13 protein-coding genes are annotated in these 21,753 nt (G+C 73.1%); 2 read left to right on the top strand and 11 right to left on the bottom strand.

The window, feature by feature from the left end; all coding sequences use genetic code 11:
- Positions 1-31 precede the first annotated feature (31 nt).
- The 7 genes from IEZ11_RS28195 to IEZ11_RS28165 form a co-directional block, all read right to left on the bottom strand.
- Positions 32-1,657 (bottom strand): succinic semialdehyde dehydrogenase, encoded by a 1,626-nt coding sequence (locus tag IEZ11_RS28195; RefSeq protein WP_189265708.1) that lies wholly within the window; start codon positions 1,655-1,657, stop codon positions 32-34.
- A 136-nt stretch (positions 1,658-1,793) separates the two neighbouring features.
- Positions 1,794-2,687: a protein kinase domain-containing protein gene (locus IEZ11_RS28190; protein WP_189265707.1), complete on the bottom strand. Its 894-nt coding sequence runs from the start codon at positions 2,685-2,687 to the stop codon at positions 1,794-1,796.
- 97 nt (positions 2,688-2,784) lie between these two features.
- Positions 2,785-4,515, bottom strand: coding sequence for a LamG domain-containing protein (locus IEZ11_RS28185; protein WP_189265706.1), 1,731 nt, complete (start codon positions 4,513-4,515; stop codon positions 2,785-2,787).
- A 124-nt stretch (positions 4,516-4,639) separates the two neighbouring features.
- Positions 4,640-6,274 carry a serine/threonine-protein kinase gene (locus IEZ11_RS28180; RefSeq protein WP_189265705.1) on the bottom strand — a complete coding sequence of 545 codons (1,635 nt, stop codon included), beginning with the start codon at positions 6,272-6,274 and terminating at the stop codon, positions 4,640-4,642.
- A gap of 66 nt (positions 6,275-6,340) precedes the next feature.
- Complete coding sequence (locus IEZ11_RS28175) at positions 6,341-8,047, bottom strand: serine/threonine-protein kinase (protein ID WP_189265704.1); 1,707 nt, start codon at positions 8,045-8,047, stop codon at positions 6,341-6,343.
- A gap of 182 nt (positions 8,048-8,229) precedes the next feature.
- Positions 8,230-11,211, bottom strand: a complete 2,982-nt coding sequence (locus IEZ11_RS28170) for a serine/threonine kinase C-terminal domain-containing protein (protein WP_189265703.1) — start codon at positions 11,209-11,211, stop codon at positions 8,230-8,232.
- Positions 11,212-11,348: 137 nt separating this feature from the next.
- Positions 11,349-13,361 (bottom strand): serine/threonine-protein kinase, encoded by a 2,013-nt coding sequence (locus tag IEZ11_RS28165; protein WP_189265702.1) that lies wholly within the window; start codon positions 13,359-13,361, stop codon positions 11,349-11,351.
- Positions 13,362-13,532: 171 nt separating this feature from the next.
- On the opposite strand from IEZ11_RS28165, the gene IEZ11_RS28160 reads away from it, so the two are divergent.
- Positions 13,533-14,576, top strand: coding sequence for a serine hydrolase domain-containing protein (locus tag IEZ11_RS28160; protein WP_189265701.1), 1,044 nt, complete (start codon positions 13,533-13,535; stop codon positions 14,574-14,576).
- Positions 14,577-14,603: 27 nt separating this feature from the next.
- Here IEZ11_RS28160 and IEZ11_RS28155 read toward each other — a convergent pair whose 3' ends face one another.
- Positions 14,604-16,310 carry a glycerol-3-phosphate dehydrogenase/oxidase gene (locus IEZ11_RS28155; protein WP_189265700.1) on the bottom strand — a complete coding sequence of 569 codons (1,707 nt, stop codon included), beginning with the start codon at positions 16,308-16,310 and terminating at the stop codon, positions 14,604-14,606.
- A gap of 293 nt (positions 16,311-16,603) precedes the next feature.
- Between IEZ11_RS28155 and IEZ11_RS28150 the strand changes: the two genes are divergently transcribed.
- Complete coding sequence (locus IEZ11_RS28150; RefSeq protein ID WP_189265699.1) at positions 16,604-17,812, top strand: nucleotide sugar dehydrogenase; 1,209 nt, start codon at positions 16,604-16,606, stop codon at positions 17,810-17,812.
- A gap of 230 nt (positions 17,813-18,042) precedes the next feature.
- On the opposite strand, the gene IEZ11_RS28145 is transcribed toward IEZ11_RS28150, so the two are convergent.
- From IEZ11_RS28145 to IEZ11_RS28135, 3 genes are all read right to left on the bottom strand, one after another.
- Positions 18,043-19,167, bottom strand: coding sequence for a GuaB3 family IMP dehydrogenase-related protein (locus tag IEZ11_RS28145; RefSeq protein WP_189265698.1), 1,125 nt, complete (start codon positions 19,165-19,167; stop codon positions 18,043-18,045).
- 116 nt (positions 19,168-19,283) lie between these two features.
- On the bottom strand, positions 19,284-20,786 hold the full coding sequence (gene guaB / locus IEZ11_RS28140) for an IMP dehydrogenase (RefSeq protein ID WP_189265697.1): 1,503 nt from the start codon (positions 20,784-20,786) through the stop codon (positions 19,284-19,286).
- Positions 20,787-20,962: 176 nt separating this feature from the next.
- Positions 20,963-21,550: a sigma-70 family RNA polymerase sigma factor gene (locus tag IEZ11_RS28135; RefSeq protein WP_067249722.1), complete on the bottom strand. Its 588-nt coding sequence runs from the start codon at positions 21,548-21,550 to the stop codon at positions 20,963-20,965.
- Positions 21,551-21,753: the final 203 nt, after the last annotated feature.

Below are 21,753 nucleotides of genomic sequence, written 5' to 3'. Positions count from 1 at the left end.
GGTCGCGCAGTTCCCCGCGCCCCTGAGTGAGTCAGCGCAGCCTCAGTGCCTTCATCACCCGGAGACTGGTACTCATGAAGGCCGCGTACTTCTCGTCGTCCATGCCCAGTGAGGGGGCCATGGGCAGCAGCCGCTGCTGGGCGACGGTCTGGGCCTCGGTGTACTTGAGGATGCCCTCCGAGCCGTGCCGGCGGCCCAGGCCCGAGTCCTTCATGCCGCCCATCGGGGACTGGACGCTGCCGTAGGCGGGGGCATAGCCCTCGTTGACGTTGACCGTGCCGGTGCGCAGGCGGGCGGCGACGGCGCGGCCACGGCTGCCGTTCTTCGTCCAGACGGACGAGTTGAGGCCGTACGGCGTGCCGTTGGCGTGCTCGACGGCCTCGTCCTCCGTCTTGAAGCGGTAGATGGAGACGACCGGGCCGAAGGTCTCCTCCGTGCAGACGGCCATCGCGTCCTCGACGCCGTCGAGGATGGTGGGCTCGTAGAAGTACGGGCCGATGTCCGGGCGGGCGGTGCCGCCGGCGACGAGGGTCGCGCCCTTCTCGACGGCCTCCTCGACATGCCGGGTGACGGTCTCCAGCTGCCGTTCGCCGACCAGGGACCCCATGTCGGCGCCGTAGGCGAGGGACCTGCCGAGGCGCATGGCCTTGGTGCGGGCCGCGAAGCGCTCGACGAAGGCGTCGGCGATCGACTCGTGGACGTACAGCCGCTCGATGGAGATGCAGAGCTGGCCGGCCGAGGAGAAGCAGGCGCGGACCGCGCCGGCGGCCGCCTTCTCGATGTCGGCGTCGTCGAGGACCAGCATGGCGTTCTTGCCGCCGAGTTCGAGGGAGACGCCGATCAGGCGGGCGGCGGCGCCCTGCGCGACCTGGCGGCCCGTGCGGGTGGAGCCGGTGAAGGAGACGTAGTCGGCGTGCCGGACGACCTCGGGGCCGACGACCGGGCCCTCGCCGAGCACCACCTGGAGGACGTCGGCGGGCAGGCCCGCCTCGATGAGGATGTCCCGGGCCCACAGGGCGGTCAGGCAGGTCTCGGTGTCCGGCTTCATGACGACCGCGTTGCCCGCCACGAAGGCGGGGAGCGCGTCGCCGACGGAGAGTTCGAGCGGGTAGTTCCAGGGGGCGATCTGGCCGACCACGCCCCGCGGGTGGCGCAGTTCGGTCACGCGCGTGAGGGTGGGCATCGCGCCCGCGTGCCGCTTGGGGCGCAGGTAGGCGGGGGCCTTGCGGCCGTAGTGCCGGGCGGCGACCGCGACGGCCTGCACCTCTTCGTGGGCGTGCAGGCGGGCCTTGCCGGTCTCCAGCTGGATGAGGTCGAGGACCTCGGCCTGGCGGGCCAGGATCAGGTCGTGGAAGCGGAGCAGGACGGCGGCGCGCTGCCGTACCGGCACCTTCGCCCACACGGCCTGGGCGGCGCGGGCCGCGTCATAGGCCTTGGCCACGTCCTCGGGCGTGGACTCGGGCAGGTCGGCCAGCTTCTCGCCGGTGAAGGGCGTGTGGTTGGCCGTCCGTCCGGAGCCGACGACGCCCTTGGTGAGCTGGGCGACCAGCTCGGGCGTGACCACGTCGGCCGCGGTTCGGGCCCCTGCGGGGGCGGGGGCGAGCGGGTTCGTGCCGGTGGGGGCCGGTGCGTGGGCCGGGGCCTGCGAGTCCGTCATGAGCCGCAGGGTATTCGGGACCGGGGCCTTTGGGTACCCGTGGGTAACTCGGTTTCACGGACCGCACACACACTGCCAGTGATCACTGGCAGAGAATGTGCTGATCAGGGGGTTGGACGGGGACGATCGGCGCCGGTCAGCCGCGTTCCGGTTTTTTGGCGAGGAGCAGGCCGAGGGCGGCGAAGGGGGTGAGGCGGCGGGGTTCGGGGTCCGGTGCGGCCGGGGTGCGGACCGGGGCCGGGTCCGGGACCGGAACCTGAACCGCCGGGGGTTCGGTCACCCACGCCGGCAGGCTCACCCCGGCGACCTCGGCGAGCACCTCGGCGGCTTCCGGGGCCGTCGGGCGGGCCTCCGGTTCGGAGGCGAGGAGTTCTTCGAGGAGCGGGCCGAGCGGACCCTCGTCGCCGTCGGCGGCGGCCCGGAGCAACGCGCCCAGCGACCACAGGTCGGAGGCGGGCCCGGCGCCGTGCCCCGCACTGCACTCGGGCGCCGCGAAGTCGCCGTCGCCCTGTCCCTGCGGCCCGGCCCCGATACCGAAGTCGGTGACGACGACGCGTTCCCCGCCGGCCGCCAGGAGGACGTTGGAGGGCTTGAGGTCACGGTGCACGATGCCGACGCCGTGGGCGGCGTGCAGCGCGCCGAGGACGGCGAGCCCGATGCGGGCGGCCTCGGGGGCCGGCAGCGGCCCGCGGGCGGCGAGGGCCGCGTGCAGCGCCTCCCCCTCCACCAGCTCCATGACGACCCAGGGAAGTTCGTCCTCGACACAGACGTCGTGGATGGCGACGGCGGCCGGGTGGTCGACGCGGGCGGCGGCGCGGGCCTCGTGCAGCAGGCGGTGTGCGGCGCGCCGGCGTTCCTCGTCGTCCGGCTCGCCGGCCAGGCGCGGCTCCTTGACGGCGACCTGCCGCCCGTCCTGTTCGTCGCGGGCGCGCCACACGGTCCCGGTCGGCCCGGAGCCGATGCGGTCGGTGAGCCGGTAGCGCCCGCCGATCAGGCGTCCCTCGACCGGCTGTTCGCCGTCTTCACTCATACCCCATGAGTACCTTGCGCCCCACACCCTTGTCGAAGCGGCGCGGTCAGCGCTGTGCGGGGCACGCGCCCCTCCCTGTGGAAGGGGCGCGTGGACCTCAGATGTCGATGCCGCCGATGGAGAGTTGGGCGAGCTGGGTCGCGTTCAGGACGCCCGCATAGGTGTGCACCTCGTCGATCGCGCCGGCCAGGTGGTCCGTCCCGCCGTCCGGGGTGAGGGTGCGGCCGGCCTGGAGGGCGCCGGTGGGCGTCCAGGTGTTCTCACCGGCGACGCCCGCCGTGGCGGCGGGGTAGCTGCCCGATCCCACGTAGAGCCGGAGTTCGTCGGCCTTCTCGTCGTAGACCAGCGCGAGGTACTCGTCACTGGACGCGGCCCAGTCGGCGGGCGCGCTGACCGTGGTGGTCGGCGCGTCGGCCCGGTCCTCGTGGGCCACCACGGCCTCCCAGGTCTGCGAGGCGGCCACATAGCGCAGGGTGAACAGGCTGGTGTGGGCGCCGGGCTGGGACAGCACGGTCATGTCGTGGTCGGCGGTGGCCGGGTCGACGCGGGCGTGCGCGGTGACCGAGAAGCCGGCGTCGGTCGGGGTGACCGCGGTCGGGGTGCTCGCGTAGTCGCCGTCACCGTCGAGGAGGAGGTCGCCGGTTCCCCACAGGGGGTAGGTGGCCGGGGTGCAGTCGGGGTTCCAGGCGCAGTCGTCGCTGTCGGTGTGGATCGTCGCGTCCCCGGCGAGGGTGAGCGGCTCGCCGCCCGCGTAGGCGGGGCTGCTGCCGTCGGTGGCGGTCTCCAGGTCCCAGTAGCCGAGGCGCTGCGCCGACCGCTGGGCCGCCTCACCGGCCTCCTTGGCGACCAGGACCCGGTCCCAGACGTTCACGTCGGTGAGCAGCCCGCGCCAGTGCCCGCCGTTCCCGTCGGCGCCGAGCCGCAGGGCCCCGGTGCCGGCGGCCGCCCGGACGTTCTCCGCCGTGCCGACCGACGTGCCGTTCACGTACAGCCGTACGGTCTGCTGCTCGGCGTCGTACACCCCGGCGAGGTGGGCCCACTCGCCCGGTTCGGGGGCGCCGCCGGTGACCTGGGCGGTGCCGCCGTCCCGGGTGGGCACGGTGAGGGACCAGACCGGGGCCCCGGAGGCGGGGTCGGTCACCGCCGCGAGGGCGAGCCCGGAGGACCGGCTGACGGCGGTGGCGCCGCTGGTGAGCGTGTCGGGCCGTACCCATGCGTCGAGGGAGAAGGTGTCGCTCGTGTCGAGGGCCGTGTCGAGGCTCAGGTATCCCTCGTCGGTCCCGTCGAGGGCGGCGGCGGAGGCCAGCCGGGTCCCGGACGGGCCGGACGCGTCGAGGGTCGCACCGGTGCCGGCGACCGCGCCCGACGGCTGCTCCGGGTCCCAGTGGGTGACCGCGGGCCGCCCCTCCCGGACCGCGACGTCGTAGGTGGTGCGGGCGCTGAGGCGGCCCGCCGCGTCGAGGGCCTGGACCTGCAGATAGGTGACCCCCTCGCGCTCCGGCATCCAGCGCAGCGAGACCGCGCCGCCGGGCTCCGCCGGGACGAGGGTCTTCGTCGCGGCACCGAGCCAGTTGTAGCGGTACGACACGACGTCGTCCGAGGCCGAGTCGATCACGAAGGTCCCGTACCGCCCCACCCCGTCGTGCCAGTCGCCGTCGTCCGGGTACTCGGCCGAGGAGACGACCGGCGCCAGTGGCGCGTCGCCGTCGTCCGCCGCGACCGCGGTGGGAGCCATGACGCCCATGGTGCCGATGGCGCCCGCGACGAGCGCCGCGAGGACACCAGGCACCGCGGCCCGCCCGAGAACGTACTGTCCCGCCCTGCTCAAGGTCTCTCCCCCAAGTCCGTCCCATGTCCGGGTCAATACCGGATCACCATCGGGTCAAGAGGAGGATGTCCGCAACTCACCTGCCTGGCAACGCATTTGAATCTCGCGGGCCTGCCGTTCCCGCTCAGCCCGCCGTGAACGTGTCGATCGCGACGTCGAAGTACTCCCGGGCCTCGCGCACCTTCCCGACCGGCGCCGACACCCACACGTCGTACATCCGCCCGCCCTGCTCCCAGCACAGGTCGTAGGTGTGCCGGGGGCCCTCCGTCGCGCTGAAGCCCTTCCAGCTGAACTCCCAGAAGGCGGCCGGGTGTCCGGCGTGCGTGGTGTCGCTGACCAGGCCGTCGTGGTAGCCGGGGTTGGTGCTCGGCCCCTCGGCCGCCGCCCGCCGCATCACCGCGCCCGGTCCGCCGGTCTGCGGGTCGGAGACCTTGATGCCGAGCCGGAAGGTCTGCCCCGGCGACAGGTAGAAGACCCGCTGGCCCTCCGGGTCGCGGGTGAAGTCCTCCGGTACGGCCAGCGAGAAGCCGGCCGGGTCCTGCGCGAGGCGGTAACCGGAGGGCGCGGTGTGGGAGTCGGCGGCCGGGGAGGTACCCGGGGAAGAGGAGGAGGCAGAGGAGGAGGCAGAGGCGGGGGACGAGGGCTTCGCGGTCGAGGGCGTGGGCACCGTGTGCGACGCGGAGACGGCCGTCGTGCTCCCGGGGCCCGGCGCGCCGTCCCCTCCCCCACCCCCGTTGAACAGGAGCGTCGCCGCCGACACGCCGGCCCCGGCCATCGCCGCGACCAGCAGTGCGGCGACCAGCACACCGCGCGGGGAGTACCGGGCCGGTCCGGCCGGGTCCGCCACCGGCGGGCGCGGCACGTCCCGCTGGGTCGGCGTGTACGGCGCGGCGCCGACGCTCTCCGTCGTGGTGACGACCGCGACCGCCCCGGTCTCCAGGAACCCGCGGAGCATCCGCTCGGCCTCCTCCGCGTCCAGCCGCCGCTCGGGATCCCGCTCCAGCAGCCCGCGTACGACGGGCAGCAGCGGCTCCGCCTGGGCGGGTGGCCGGATCTCGTCGGAGACCACGGCGTGCAGGATCCCGCCGAGCGAGTCGCGCCGGAACGGCGACTCGCCGCTGAGCGCCGCGCACAGCAGTACTCCCAGCGACCACAGGTCGGACGCGGGACCGGCCCGGGTGCCGGACATCCGCTCCGGCGCGGTGTACTCGGGCGAGCCGACGAAGGAACCGGTCTCGGTGAGCGTGGTGGCGCCCGCGACCTGGGCGATACCGAAGTCGGTGAGGACGACACGCCCGGTCGCCGCCTCGACGAGCACGTTCGCCGGCTTGATGTCCCGGTGCAGCACCCCGGCCCGGTGCGCGGTCGCCAACGCGCTCAGCAGGGCGATCCCGATCCGCGCGGCCTCGCCGACGTCCACGGGCCCGTTCCGGGAGATCCGGTCGGCGAGCGAACCGCCGTCGATCAACTCCATCACGATGTACGGGCGTCCGCCGTCCTCCACCACGTCGTGCACGACGATGATGTGCGGGTGGTGGAGTTGCGCGACGGCCTGCGCCTCACGCAGCGTGCGGTCGCGGCGCAGCCGGGCGTCGTCCTCCGGCAGCGAGTCGTCGACGGTGAGTTCCTTGACGGCGACCTGCCGTCCCAGCAACTGGTCGGTCGCGCGCCATACGACGCCCATCCCGCCCCGCCCGAGCCGCGCTTCCAGGCGATAACGCCCCGCGACCAGACGTACGGCTTCCCCGTCGGTCCCCATGGCCCCATGATGCCGCACCGGACGCGAACCTTCCGGACGGTGACAAGCCAAGACGCCGCACGGGCGTCACCCGTAGGTGCCCGGGTCCCACCCCTGCAGCAGCCACTGGAACTGCTTACTGGTCGTAGCCCAGTCCTTCTCCGGCGAGGCTATGTAGATCGCGTACTCGGCCCCCGACCGCGAGTCGTACGTCTCCTCGATCGCGTGCTGCGGCCCGGACGCATACGGCCAGTCCTTGGCCAGCCCCGTCCAGGTGAACTCCCACACCGACCCGTTCTGGTCCCGGTACAGGTTCTGCTTCATGCTCACGCGGTGGTAGTCGACCAGCGTCAGCTGCTTCTCCAGGTCCTTCTGGTGCGCGAGCCCGTCGGGGAAGTCGGGCGAGCTGTCGACGGCGATACGGACCAGGTGCTTGCCGCCGTCGGGCGAGTAGTCGATCTGCTCCAGGCCGGAGGAGTTCTTCTTGATGGACACCGAGCGCTCCCAGCCCGGGGGCAGGTACACCGTGAAGCCCGCGGAGTCGTCGTAGCGCTGCCAGCTCGCGGGAATCGTGCCGCCCGGGGCCGTGGTCGCGCTCGGCGAGGCAGAGCCGGACGTGGCCGGCGAGACCGGGCCGCTGTTGTCGTCCTGCTGCCCGGAGTTCCACTTCTGCAGGGCGACGGCCGCGCCACCGCCGAGCAGCGCGGCCACGGCGACGACGAGCGCGAGCGTGCGCAGCCGGCGCCGCTTGGGCTGGACGGCGACGGGGGCGGACGGCGCGGCGACGGCCGTCGGCGACATCGTGGAGCCTTCCGGGGGGCGCTGCCCGCCGTACGAACTCCCGTACGCCTCGCCGTGCGAACCGCCGTACGCCTCACCGTGCGAACCGCCGTACGGGCGCTCCTGCGAGCTCCCGGAGTCCAGCCAGGTCCCATCGGCGTGCGACTGTGTCGGCACGTACTTCTGCGCCCCGCTCGGCCGTCGCCCCTCCGCCGCCTCGGCGAGCATCTGTTCGAGTTCGTCGGGACCGGGCCGCTCCGCCGGTTCCTTGCGCAGCAGTCCGGTGATGACCGGTCCCAGCGGGCCCGCGTTGAGCGGCTCGCCGGCCTCCTCCTCGACGACCGCCTGCATGGTGGTCAGCGGTGAGGTGCGGCGGAACGGCGAGCGCCCCTCCACCGCCGTGTACAGCGTGGCGCCCAGCGCCCACAGGTCGGAGGAGGGACCGGGATCGTGCCCGCGCACGCGCTCCGGCGCGAGATAGTCGACGGATCCCACGACCTCACCGGTACGGGTGATGGTCGTGTCGCCCTCGATCTGCGCGATGCCGAAGTCGGTGAGCAGGACCCGGCCGTCCCGGCCGAGCAGCACGTTGCCCGGCTTGACATCGCGGTGCAGCACACCGGCGCCGTGCGCGGCGCGCAGCGCGCGCAGCACCCACAGCCCGATCCGCGCGGCCTCCCGCGGCTCGATGCGCCCCTGCTCCTTGACCGCGTCCGCCAGCGAGTGGCCCTCGACCAGCTCCATGACGATCCACGGGCGGCCGTCGTGTTCGAGTACGTCGTGGACCGTGACGACGGCGGAGTGGTTGATGCGCGCCGCGGCCCGCGCCTCGGCCCGGGTGCGGGCCAGCAGGACGGACTGCTCGCTCTCGGAGACGTAGAGCGCGGCCGTCAGCTCCTTGATGGCGACCGCCCGGTGCAGCACCTCGTCATGGGCGCGCCACACCCGGCCCATGCCGCCGCTGCCGATGGTGTCGGCGATCCGGTAGCGGCCCGCGATGAGCAGGCCCTGCATCTGATTCACGTTGCCCCGCAATGCTCTTGTCAGGGTCAGACTAAGGACCGGCCCACGGTCAGGGAACAAGGGGGGTCCCACGGAGACAGCACTGTGACGGTTCTCGTCTCCCCCGCGGGATGTGAACGAAATCCCCCCACCGGAACGGGAACCAGCACGACCGGGACCGCGTGGGCCGCCGCTCAGCCCGTGTACTCGTACGTCGACGACGCCTGCTCGTACAGCGTGGTGACCTCGTCCCGGTCGGCCTCCGGGCCGCGCACCTGCACGATGTGGTACCTGCCGTCGATCAGGAAGACCATGTTGCGCACGAACAGGTCGCCCGCCTGGCTGTCCGTCCAGGTGAACTGCCCCTCGGCGGACACCTGCTGACCCACCGTGATGGTTCGCAGCCCGCCGGCGGTGGCCCAGCTGGAGTCCCGGTACGGCTGCAACTCCGGTTCCTTGTCCCGCTGGTAGACCATCGGGTCGCTGCCGTAGGTCGCCGCGCTGTCCCGTCCGGCCACGACGATCAGCTCGAACTTCCCGTGCGAGTAGACCACCTGGCCGCTGCCGTTCTTCGGGGTGCGGCTCCAGCCCTTGGCGACGGCGATCCGGAAGCCGTTCGGGTCGTCGCGCAGGGTGAACCCGCCGCCGACGGGGGCGCCGCCCGTCGAACCCGCGGTGGTCTGGGTCTCGGTGGACGGAGTCGAGGTGGGCGTCGGCGTAGGTGTCGGCGTGGGCGTCGCGCTCCGGCTCGGTGCGGTGCTCGCCTGGCCGGCCGCGCCCGTCCGGTCGCCGGCCGCCGCGCCGTCGTCCGCGCTGCCCTTCTTCGGCAGGAACAGCATGGCGTACGCGACCGCCGCGGCCAGCAGGAGCAGGACCAGCAGGAGCAGCGTACGGCCCAGCCGGCGCGGGGACCCGGTCTCCTGCCGGGCCCGCTTGTGCCGACCGTGCGTCGCCGGGAGCCCGGCCCGGCGCCTGCGCACCAGCTCACCGCGGCGCCGGATGATCGGCAGCCGCTTCGGGTCGGTGGGCGGGGCGGCGACGAGATGCGTACCGGCGTCCGGCTCGGGCGCGGACCGCACCAGCGAGCGCAGCCAGCCGCGCAGCTCCTCGAAGTCCAGCCGCTCGATGGGGTCCTGACGCAGCAGCGACTCCACGACCGGCCTGAGCGACCCGCACTCCTCCGCGAAGGCGGGCGGCTCCGAGCACACCAGCTGCACCAGCTCGGCCGTCGACTCCTCCGGATACGGCGCGTGCCCCTGGACCGCCCGGAACAGCAGCGCGCCGAGCGCCCACAGGTCGGTGGCCGGGCCGATGGGCGCCGCCAGCTGCCAGTTCTCGTGCACGGGGACGGCCTGTTCCGGCGCCCAGCGCTCGGTCACCGGCCCCACCACGGTCATCCGCACCTGCCGCGCCCGTTCGGCGGCCAGCGCGGTGGCGGGTCCGCGCCGCCCGGGTACGACGGCGGCGGCCTCGCCCCAGCGGGCGGCGGGGCCGGCCCCCTGTGCGGGCACGACGACGTGCGGCTGTCCCTGGACGCCGTGGAGTTCGGCTCCGGCCCGCGGGGCGGTCGCGCCGGTACCGGGCAGCGGCGGGGCCGCGCCGGGTGCGGCGGCCGGGAGCGCGGTGCGTTCCTGGCCGGGGGCCATCGCCGGGGGTGTGCCGGGGCGGGGGCGGGGTGCGGCGCCGTGCCAGGGCGACGGCGCGCCGGCCACCCCGTACGGGTCTGCTATCTGGCCGGGCGGCACGCCACCGGCGGCCCGCCGCTCCCCGCCCGGCGCCGGCGCCTGCCCGTTGGCGTACGGCTGCTGCCCCGCGCCGTTCGCGTACGGCTGCTGCGACTGCTGCGACGCCCCGTTGGCGTGCGGCGGTTGGGCCTGTCCGTTCGCGTACGGCTGCTGCTCCGCCCCGTTCGCGTACGGCTGCTGCGACGCCCCGCTGCCGTGCGGCGGTTGGGCCGCGCCGCTGGCGTGTCCCGGGCCGTACGGTTGCTGTGGCGCGGTGTCGCCGTCGGACGGCGGCCGGGCGCCGGGCAGCGCGGCCCGTCCGTTCTGCTGTGCCTCCTGGACCCGGGCGGCGGCCCTGGCTCCCGCCCGGTACGCGGCGATGGCCCCGGCCCGGGCGGCCCGGACGTCCGGGCCCGTCTCCAGCGCCCGCCGCTCCACCGCACCCGTACCGGAACCGGAACCTCCCGGACCGGAGCCGCCGGGACCGGAGCCGCCCTGGCCCTCGTCCGGACCGGCGCCCGGCAGCCCTCCGGCCGCCCGTGCCTGGATCGCGGCGCGCCGAGCGGCCTCGGGGTCGCTCTCCGGCGCGCCGGGCGCCCGCTGCGCGCCGCCCGTACCACCGGCCGCGCCACCGATGCTCCCGATGCCCCCGCCGCCGACGGCACCCGAACCGGCGGAACCGCGCGAAACACCCGAACCGGGTGAACCGGGCTGGCTACGAAAGGAGTTGTGGGGCGACGCGCCGGGCGGGGTGCCGGGCGCGGCGGAACCTTCCGTCTCCCCGGGCCGCCGGCCGCCGGCCGCCGCGCCGCTCCCGTCGCTCTCGCCCTCCTGCACCGGCACCGGGTCGTACCCGCACAGCGCCTCCTCCGCCGCCCCGACCGCAAGGCCGGTCAGCATCACCCGGCCGTCGTCGCAGACCAGGACCGTGCGGGCGGTGATGTTGCGGTGCACCCAGCCGTGGGCGTGCAGCACCCGGAGCGCCATCAGCACGTCGGAGGCGACCTCCGCCGCCCGGTACGGGCTCAGCGACTGCTCGGCGAGGACCGCCGCCAACGACCGCGCCGCGACCGACTCGCTGACGATCCACAGCGAACCGCCCTCGGCGAACACGTCGAATACCTGGTCGAGCCGGGGATGGTCGGGTATCCGGGCCGCGGCCTGGGCGGCCTCCACGGCGCGACGCACCACCGGATCGCTGGGCCGACGGGTCGCGGCCCGCGCCGTCGGCGGTCGGCGCGCGCCACGGTCACGCGCCGTGAAACCTTCCGGCAACCCCTCGGCGTCCAGCACCTCCGCCTCGACGACCTCCGGCAACGGCACCTGCCGGACGAACACCTCCTGCCCGCTGTAGGTGTCGAAGGCCCGCGTCTCGGTGTGTTCGTACTCGTCGGAGGGGGGCAACGGCAGGCGGTAGCGGTCGGCGAGCACCCGACCCGCGTAGTCGTCCACGTTGCCTCCCCCGGCCGCCCGGTTGGTCAAATCCGCTCGTTTCGCGGCCCGTTCTGTATGCATACCTGCATGCCTACGGTCCGCAACCACTCACGATACGTGCCGGAGGCAATTCGTATTGTGGGGATGCGAATTTGTCACTTGGGCTCGAAGGACGCCGTCAGCGTCTTCCAGGTGTCCTTGCGCAGCTCACTGCTCCAGTCGTCGGCCGTCGCGGTGTACATCAGCGCGTAGCCCTGCTGGGGGCTGACGACGAACCCCCGGTCGATGGTCCGGTACTCGGTGCCGCCGTCCACGTAGGTGAACTCCCAGTCGGCCGTGTTCCAGCCGCGGTAGCTCACCGCGGCTATCCGGACCTTGTGGTACTGGGAGCGCACCATGTAACGCTCCTGGTTCTTCCAGTCCGCCACCGGGTCGTCCTTGGGCGTGCTCGTCCAGGCGACCAGCAGCTTCTGCCCGTCGGGCCCGGTGAACCGGTCCCCGGCGGAACTGCCGGTCTGGAACTTCCACCCCTTGGGCAGCCCGATCGAGTACCCCTGGTCGCCCTTGTACGTCGACACCACTGGCGCGCTGCCGCTGCCGCCGGCACTGCCACTGGAGTTCGACTCCGAGGACGTGTCGTCCCCGGAGTCGTCCGAACCGTCGCTCCCGGAGGTCCCGGCCGCCGACGCCGACCCGTCCGTCACCGTCCCGCCGCTCTTGTCCTCCTTGGTGGTGCTCCCGGAACCGGACTTCGAACCGGAACCGGAACCGGCGCTCGCGCTCGCCCCCGAGGTCGCCACCGCCTTGGAACCGCCGCTCCTGCCACTCCCCTTGCTGTCCCCGTCGCCGCCGTTCAGCACGATGGCGAGCACGGTACCGAGCACCGCGAGCACCACCACCACGGCGATGATCACCAGGGTGCGCTTCGGCACCACGTCGGTGAGCGGCGCCTTGGGCACGGGCCGGGGCGCCAGGTCCAGATCCGGCGGCGGCATCACGGGCCACCCCGAACTCGCCTTGCCCGCAGCGGGCTTGGCCCCCGCCGGGGCGGTGGCGGCACCCGGCCCGCCGCCGGCGGCCGGACGCGCGTCCCCGACCGGCCCCGAGGGCGAACCGGTGGTGACGGGGGCCGTGGCGGCGCCCGCCGCCGCGCCCGCGGCCTTGCGCACCGACCGGAACGCCCCGCGCAGCTTCTCCCCGGCCTCCTCGCCCCGCTTGGCCCCGGAGCTCTTCTGCTCCTGCGGCGCGTCGGGCTGCGGAGGCAGCGGCACGACCCGGGTGGCGTCCGCGGGCGCCTCCTCCGGCGCGTTGACGATCGCGGTGAGCATCGCCCGCGCGCCCTCGTCGTCCAGCCGCTGGGCCGGGTCCTTGTTGAGCAGACCGTAGATGACGTCCCTCAGCGGACCCGCGTTCTTGGGCTCCTCCAGCTGCTCGGTCATCACCGCCGTCAGGGTGGCGATCGCCGACCCCTTGTCGTACGGCGGTGCGCCCTCGACCGCCGCGTACAGCAGGCCGCCGAGCGACCACAGGTCGGCCGCCGGGCCGGGCTTGTGACCGCGGGCCCGCTCCGGGGAGATGTAGGAAGGGGCGCCGACGAGCATGCCGGTGGAGGTGATGGACGGGTCGCCCTCGACCTGGGCGATGCCGAAGTCGGTGAGCACGACCCGGCCGTCGCCCTCGGAGATCAGGACGTTGGACGGCTTCACGTCCCGGTGCAGGATGCCCTCGCGGTGCGCCGACCGCAGCACGTCCAGGATCGCCAGCCCGACCTCGGCCGCCCGCTTCGGCTCCAGCAGGCCGTCCTCCCGGATGGCCTCGGCCAGCGACTTGCCCTCGACCAGCTCCATCACGATCCAGGGCCGGTCGTCCTCCTCGACGACGTCGAAGACCGTCACCGCGCTGTTGTTGCGGATCCGGGCGATCGCCTTGGCCTCGCGCAGGGTGCGCGTGATCAGGCGCCGCTTCTCCTCCTCGTCGATGTTCGACGGGAACCGCAGCTCCTTGACGGCCACCGTCCGGCCGAGGGTCTCGTCCACGGCCCGCCACACCGTGCCCATGCCACCGCGGCCGAGCACTCCTCCCAGCCGGTACCGCCCGGCGAGAAGACGCTCGCTGTTGTCCTGACGAGTCTCCTGACGAGAAGTCCCCGCCCGCTCCGCCTCCGACATGCGTCCCCTCATGACAACCCGCCCTGACAGAGCTTTCATTGTCCCTCACCCGACAAGTGCCCAACGCCCTGGGGCCCCCTGACCGCGCATCGGGGCCGGCCGGCCGGAACCCCCGGTGACGAGGGCGTCACACGAGCCGGGATGATGGGCCGCGGGAAGGGAGGGACCCGGATGCCGTCGCTTCGGACACTGATGGCCATACCGGTCGCTCTTGCCCTGCTGTTCGCCCCGCTGACGGCCGGCTCCGCAGCCTCGACGCAGGCCACGGACCCGCTCCTGTCACAGTTCGTCACCAAAGGCCGGGTGCCCGCCGTCGCCTTCCTGGACCGCGACGGCGACGACGTCCGCTATGCGGCCGCCGGCCGGGGCATCGCGCGGGCCGATCACTTCCGCGCCGGCAGCATCACGAAGACCTTCATCGCCACCGTCGTCCTGCAACTGGCCGCGGAACACCGGCTCTCCCTGTCCGACCCCGTGGAGCGGTATCTGCCGAGGCTGCTGCGCGGACGCGGCGTCGACGGGCGGCGGATCACCCTGCGGGCCCTGCTCAGCCACACCGGCGGACTCGCCGACTTCACCGCGGTCACCCGGGGTGCCGTCCCCCTGACCCCGCTTCAGGCCGTGCGCGTCTCGCTCTCCCTGCCTTCGACCGGGCTGGGTCACTACGCGTACTCCAGCACCGACTACGTCGTGCTCGGCATGGTCATCCGTCAGGTCACCGGCCGCGCCTACGCCACCGAGGTCCGGCGCCGCATCATCACTCCCCTCCGTCTGACGGGCACGTCCTTCCCGGGCGCCCGCACCACGCTGCCCTCCCCGCACGGCCGCGCCTACGCGGCCGACGGCTCCGACGTCACCGAGCTCGATCCGCGCGTGGCCGGCGCGGCGGGCGAGCTGGTGACCACGCTCGACGACCTGGACCGCTTCTACGCGGCGCTGCTGGACGGCGAGCTGCTGCCCCCGCGCCGGCTGCGCGCCATGCTCGACACCCGTGCCGCACACGGCGCGTACGGTCTGGGGATCTATCCGGTGACCCTGTCGTGCGGGACCACGGTGTGGGGGCACAACGGCCGGATCGCGGGCAGCTATGTGCGCAGCGCCGCGTCGATCGGCGGCCGGCACGTCCTGACGTTCCGGGTGAACACGACGGCGATCGCGGACCCGGCTCTCGAACCCGCACTGCTCAGCGCCGAGTTCTGCCCTCGCAAGGGATAGCGCGGCCGGGCGGGGGAAAGGCGGGGATCACAGGGGGACGATGTCCGGGGCTCCCAGTCTTGCCGCGTCCGCCGTCAGGTCGTCCGGCTGGAGCTGGGATTCGCGTTCCGCCTCCACGCGCTTCTCGTAGTGCTCGACCTCCCGCTCGATCTGGTCCTTGTCCCAGCCGAGGACCGGTGCCATCAGCTCGGCGGCCTCGCGGGCGCTGCGGGTGCCGCGGTCGAAGGTCTCGATGGAGATGCGGGTGCGACGGGTCAGGACGTCGTCCAGGTGACGGGCGCCCTCGTGGGAGGCGGCGTACACGACCTCGGCGCGCAGATAGTCGTCCGCGGCCGAGAGCGGCTCGGCCAGGCCGGGGTCGGCGGCGATGAGGTCGAGGACCTCCTCCGCCGCCGAGCCGTACCGGTTGAGGAGATGCTCGACCCGGACCACGTGCAGGCCGGTGCGGGCGGCGATCCTGGCCCGGGCGTTCCACATGGCCCGGTAGCCTTCCGCGCCGAGCAGCGGGATGTCCTCGGTGACACACTCCGCGACCCGCGTGTCGAGCCCGTGCACCGCCTCGTCGACGGCGTCCTTGGCCATCACCCGGTACGTCGTGTACTTGCCGCCCGCGACGACCACGAGCCCCGGCACCGGATGGGCGACCGTGTGCTCGCGCGAGAGCTTGCTGGTGGCGTCGGACTCGCCGGCCAGCAGTGGGCGCAGACCGGCGTAGACGCCCTGGACGTCGTCGCGCGAGAGCGGTACCGCGAGGACCGAGTTGACGTGGTTGAGGAGGTAGTCGATGTCGGCGCTGGAGGCCGCCGGGTGGGCCTTGTCCAGGTCCCAGTCGGTGTCGGTGGTGCCGATGATCCAGTGCCGGCCCCAGGGGATGACGAACAGGACCGACTTCTCGGTGCGCAGGATCAGGCCGCTCGTGGAGTGGATGCGGTCCCTGGGGACGACCAGGTGGATCCCCTTGGACGCGCGGACGTGGAACTGGCCGCGCTCGCCGATCAGCCCCTGCGTGTCGTCGGTCCAGACCCCGGTCGCGTTGACGACCTGCCGGGCGCGGATCTCGTACTCCCCGCCGCCCTCCACGTCCTGCACCCGGGCCCCGACGACCCGCTCGCCCTCGCGCAGGAACCCGGTCACCCGCGCCCGGTTGGCCGCCTTCGCGCCGTAGGACACCGCCGTGCGCACCAGGGTCGCCACATAGCGGGCGTCGTCCATCTGCGCGTCGTAGTACTGGATGGCGCCGACCAGGGCGTCCTTGCGCAGCGCGGGCGCGACCCGCAGGGCGTGACGGCGGGTCAGGTGCCGGTGCACGGGCAGGCCCCGGCCGTGCCCGCTGGCCATGGACATCGCGTCGTAGAGCGCGACGCCCGAGCCGGCGTACAGGCGCTCCCAGCCCTGGTGCTGCAGCGGGTAGAGGAAGGGCACCGGCTTGACCAGGTGCGGGGCGAGGCGCTCCAGCAGCAGACCGCGCTCCTTGAGGGCCTCGCGGACCAGCGCGAAGTCGAGCATCTCCAGGTAGCGCAGGCCGCCGTGGATCAGCTTGCTGGACCTGCTGGAGGTGCCGGAGGCCCAGTCGCGGGCCTCGACGATGCCGGTGTTCAGGCCTCTGGTGACCGCGTCCAGCGCGGTGCCCGCGCCGACCACCCCGCCTCCCACCACCAGCACGTCCAACTCGCGCTCGGCCATCGCCGCCAGGGACTCCGCACGCTGTTCCGGCCCCAGTGTCGCTGTCCTCACCGCTGCCTCCCGCTCTGCCGCCGTCGGTCGTCGTCGGTCGTCGTCGCTCGTCGCTCACCTCGGCCGCACCCGGCGGGCGTGGCCCCTGCCCAAATTCTGACCGGGTTGCCCGACTTCAGCCACCACTCACCCCCAGCCTGTGGACAACGGTCACCGAACCCACGGAAGACACATGAACACAATCCCGCATAACGGTCATATTTACTCCTAGTCTGACCGTGCGCCTCGCTCATCCTGTCCACAGGGCTTGCGCACCTGTCCCGCTTCGGTTACTGGGAAGGACGGCCCACGCCATGCCCGCAGACCTCGCCGTCATCGGACTCGGTCCCTACGGCCTGCCCCTGGCCCAGGCCGCCGTGGCCGCCGGCGTCTCCACCATCGGCTATGCCACCGGCCCCGAGGCGGGCTCGCTCAGCCCCGCCGAGCTGCGCCGGATGCTCGCGAAGGGTTTCCGGGTGGTCGAGGATCCGGCCCAGCTGGGGCGGGTGCGTACCGCCGTGATCTGCGCACCGACCCCGCGCGGCGCCGACGGCGGCCTCGATCTGGGCCAGGTGGAGACCGCCGCACGCACCCTGGCCGCGCGGCTGCGTCCGCACACCACGGTGATCCTGGAGTCGCCGGTCCACCCGGGGACCACGGAGGACTTCCTGCGGCCCCTGCTGGAGAAGGGCTCCGGCCTGCGCGCGGGCCGCGACTTCCACCTCGCCTATTCGCCCAGCCGGGTGGATCCCGGCAACCGCGACTTCACGCCGGCCAACACCCCGAAGGTCATCGGCGGCTTCACGCCCGCGTGCACGGAGTCGGCCGCCACGTTCTACGGCCGGCTGACCGACAAGGTGGTACGCGCGCGTGGCCCGCGCGAAGCCGAGACCGTGCAGCTCCTGGAGACCAACTTCCGGCACGTCAACATCGCCCTCGTCAACGAGATGGCCGTGCTCTGCCACGACCTGGGCGTCGACCTGTGGGACGTGGTCCGGTGCGCGGAGACCAAGCCGTTCGGCTTCCAGGCCTTCCGGCCCGGCCCCGGCGTCGGCGGGCACGGGGTCGCCCAGGACCTGTCCGGCCACGCGAGCCGCGGCCTGCGCATGGTGGAACTGGCCCAGCAGGTCAACAGCCGGATGCCCGGGTACGTCGTGCAGCGCGCCGCCGCCCTCCTCAACGAGCACGGCAAGTCGGCGCGCGGCGCGCGCGTGCTGCTGCTCGGGGTCACCTACAAGGCCGACCTCGCCGACCAGCAGGGCAGCCCCGCCCAGGAGATCGCGATCCGTCTCCTGGAGCTCGGCGCCTCGGTCAGCTACCACGACCCGCACGTCTCGTCCTGGAGCGTCCTGGACCGTCCGGTGCCGCGCGCGGACTCCCTCTACGAGGCGGCCGCCGACGCCGACCTGACGATCCTGGTCCAGCAGCACCGCACGTACGACCTCCAGGGCCTGTCGGTGAAGGCCCAGTTGCTGCTGGACACCCGCGGGGCGACCCCGACGGGGGCAGCGCACCGCCTCTGAGCGGGCCCGCACCGGACCCCCGCCGAGGCCTCCGCCGGACCCCCGCCGGACCCCCGCCGGACCCCCGCCAGACCCGCACCGGCCCTCCGCCGGGGCCTCCGCCGGGCCCATGCCAGGCCCTCGCAGGCCGCGCGGGCAGGCCACACGGGCAGGCCGCGGGCAGGCCGCGTGGGCAGGTGAAAGGGCCGGTCGCCCGCCTCGGGTGGCCGGCCCTTTCACCGCCGTACGGACTACCGCTTGTGCTGCGAGTCCGCCACCGTCACCTCGACGCGCTGGAACTCCTTCAGCTCGCTGTAGCCGGTCGTGGCCATGGCGCGGCGCAGGGCACCGAAGAGGTTCATCGAGCCGTCGGGGGTGTGGGACGGGCCGGTGAGGATCTCCTCGATGGTGCCGACGGTGCCGAGGTCGACCTTCTTGCCGCGCGGCAGCTCCTCGTTGACGGCCTCCATGCCCCAGTGGTGGCCCCGCCCCGGCGCGTCGGTCCCGCGGGCCAGCGGGGAGCCCATCATCACCGAGTCGGCGCCGCAGGCGATCGCCTTGGGGAGGTCGCCGGACCAGCCGACACCGCCGTCGGCGATCACGTGGACGTAACGGCCGCCGGACTCGTCCATGTAGTCGCGGCGGGCGGCGGCCACGTCCGCGACGGCGGTGGCCATCGGGACCTGGATGCCGAGCACGTTGCGCGTGGTGTGGGCCGCGCCGCCGCCGAAGCCGACGAGCACGCCCGCCGCGCCCGTGCGCATCAGGTGCAGGGCCGCCGTGTACGTGGCACAGCCGCCGACGATCACCGGGACGTCGAGCTCGTAGATGAACTGCTTCAGGTTCAGCGGCTCGTGCGCGGAGGAGACGTGCTCTGCGGAGACCGTCGTACCGCGGATGACGAAGATGTCCACGCCCGCGTCCACGACCGCCTTGGAGAACTGCGCGGTGCGCTGCGGGGAGAGCGCGGCCGCCGTGACCACGCCGGAGTCGCGCACCTCCTTGATGCGCGCGCCGATCAGCTCCTCCTTGACGGGGGCCGCGTAGATCTCCTGGAGGCGGCGGGTGGCGGTGTCGGCGTCCAGCTCCGCGATCTCGTCGAGGAGGGGCTGCGGGTCCTCGTACCGCGTCCACAGGCCTTCCAGGTTCAGGACGCCCAGGCCGCCGAGCTCGCCGATACGGATCGCGGTGGCCGGGGAGACGACCGAGTCCATGGGGGCGGCCAGGAACGGCAGCTCGAAGCGGTAGGCGTCGATCTGCCAGGCGATCGAGACCTCCTTCGGGTCCCGCGTACGGCGGCTGGGGACGACGGCGATGTCGTCGAAGGCGTACGCCCGGCGGCCGCGCTTGCCGCGCCCGATCTCGATCTCAGTCACGTCTGTGGCCTTTCCCTCTGCGTTTCAGCGTCTCCCAGTATCGCCGACGGGCACGGCGAGGGCGGCCCCGGTACGTCCCGGGACCGCCCTGGAAGAGCTTCACGCGCGTGTGCGTGTCACTTACGGCTGTAGTTCGGCGCCTCGACCGTCATCTGGATGTCGTGCGGGTGGCTCTCCTTGAGGCCCGCGGCGGTGATCCGCACGAAGCGGCCCTTGGACTCCATCTCGTCGACCGTGGCCGCGCCCACGTAGCCCATGGTCTGGCGCAGACCGCCGACGAGCTGGTGCAGGACGCTGGCGAGCGGGCCGCGGTAGGGCACCTGGCCCTCGATGCCCTCGGGGACGAGTTTGTCGTCGGCGGCGACCTCGGCCTGGAAGTAGCGGTCCTTGGAGTACGACTTGCCCTGGCCCCGGGACTGCATGGCGCCGAGCGAGCCCATGCCGCGGTACGACTTGAACTGCTTGCCGTTGATGAACTGCAGTTCGCCGGGCGACTCCTCGCAGCCGGCGAGCAGCGAGCCCAGCATCACGGTGTCGGCACCGGCGGCGAGGGCCTTGCCGATGTCGCCGGAGTACTGCAGGCCGCCGTCGCCGATGAGCGGGATGCCGGCCGGGCGGGCGGCGAGCGAGGCCTCGTAGATGGCGGTGACCTGCGGGACGCCGATGCCGGCGACCACGCGGGTGGTGCAGATCGAGCCGGGGCCCACGCCGACCTTGATGCCGTCGACACCGGCGTCGATCAGCGCCTGCGCGCCGTCACGGGTGGCGACGTTGCCGCCGATCACGTCGACGCCCACGCTCGACTTGATCTTCGCCATCCAGCTGAGGGCGTTGCTGTTGTGGCCGTGCGAGGTGTCGACGACCAGGAAGTCCACACCGGCCTCGGCGAGCGCCTGGGCCCGCTCCAGCGCCTCGGGGCTGGCGCCCACGGCCGCGCCGACGAGCAGGCGGCCCTCGGAGTCCTTGGCCGCGTTCGGGTACTTCTCGGCCTTGACGAAGTCCTTGACGGTGATCAGGCCCTTGAGGATGCCCTCGTCGTCGACCAGCGGAAGCTTCTCGATCTTGTGCCGGCGCAGCAGCTCCATGGCCTCGACGCCGGAGGTGCCGACCCTGCCGGTGATCAGCGGCATCGGGGTCATGACCTCGCGCACCTGACGGGTCCGGTCGGACTCGAAGGCCATGTCGCGGTTGGTGACGATGCCCAGCAGCCGGCCGGCCGGGTCGGTGACGGGCACGCCGCTGATGCGGAACTTGGCACACAGCGCGTCGGCCTCGGCGAGGGTCGCCTCCGGGTGCACGGTGATCGGGTCGGTGACCATGCCGGACTCGGACCGCTTGACGAGGTCGACCTGGTTGACCTGGTCCTCGACGGAGAGGTTGCGGTGCAGCACGCCGACGCCGCCGAGCCGGGCCATCGCGATGGCCATGCGGGACTCGGTCACCTTGTCCATCGCCGCGGAGAGCAGCGGGATGTTGACCCGGACGTTGCGGGAGATGCGGGACGAGGTGTCGACCGCGTTGGGGAGCACTTCGGATGCGCCCGGCAGCAGCAGCACGTCGTCGTAGGTCAGCCCGAGTGTCGCGAATTTGTCGGGCACTCCGTCGACGTTGGCAGTCATGACACCTTCCCCAAATGGCCTTGAACGGTGCGGATGTCCATGCTAACGGGAAGCACGGGCCCCAAATTCCACGGTACGACTCAGCTCCGGGCTTCGTATGTTCGTACGGAAATGGGCGTAGGCCTGTTCATCGGGGGCCGATGAACCCGTTCGGCCGTGGGGGACAACGCCGTCGGCTACTGCTCCGCCAGTGCCCGCAGCCGGCTCAGGGCCCGGTGCTGGGCGACTCGTACGGCGCCCGGTGACATTCCCAACATCTGCCCGGTCTCCTCGGCCGTGAGACCCACGGCGATCCGGAGCAGCAGCAGCTCGCGCTGGTTCTCCGGGAGGTTGGCCAGGAGTTTCTTGGCCCATTCGGCGTCGCTGCTGAGCAGCGCGCGCTCCTCGGGACCGAGGGAGTCGTCGGGACGTTCCGGCATCTCGTCCGACGGGACGGCGGTGGATCCCGGGTGCCGCATCGCGGCCCGTTGCAGGTCGGCGACCTTGTGGGAGGCGATCGCGAAGACGAAGGCCTCGAAGGGGCGGCCGGTGTCGCGGTAACGCGGCAGAGCCAGCAGGACCGCCACGCAGACCTCCTGGGCGAGGTCCTCGACGAAGTGCCGGGCATCGCCCGGGAGGCGTGACAGGCGGGTACGGCAGTAGCGCAGCGCGAGGGGGTGGACATGGGCGAGCAGGTCGTGCGTGGCCTGCTCGTCCCCGTCTACGGCGCGATGGACGAGAGAACCGATCGTCCCTACGGCAGTGACCGCCTCGTCGTCGCGCATCGGTCCATGGTGCCCTGCTGCCGTCGGCGGCGTGGCATCGCGTCCGTCGTTGTGCACCGAAGCGTTATGAGCAGGTGCGCCGGAACTCATCTCCTGCGCCCTCCCCTTCCGCTCGAACGACTCGTCCCCGAGAGACTCCACACCTCAAGGATGCGGCATCCGCGCCGAAACGAGCAGCGGGCCTTTGGCGCCCCGTCTTGCGG

This window comes from Streptomyces fuscichromogenes (assembly GCF_014645815.1).
Taxonomy (GTDB): Bacteria; Actinomycetota; Actinomycetes; order Streptomycetales; family Streptomycetaceae; genus Streptomyces; species Streptomyces fuscichromogenes.
This window is presented reverse-complemented; position numbering and strand designations above follow the sequence as displayed.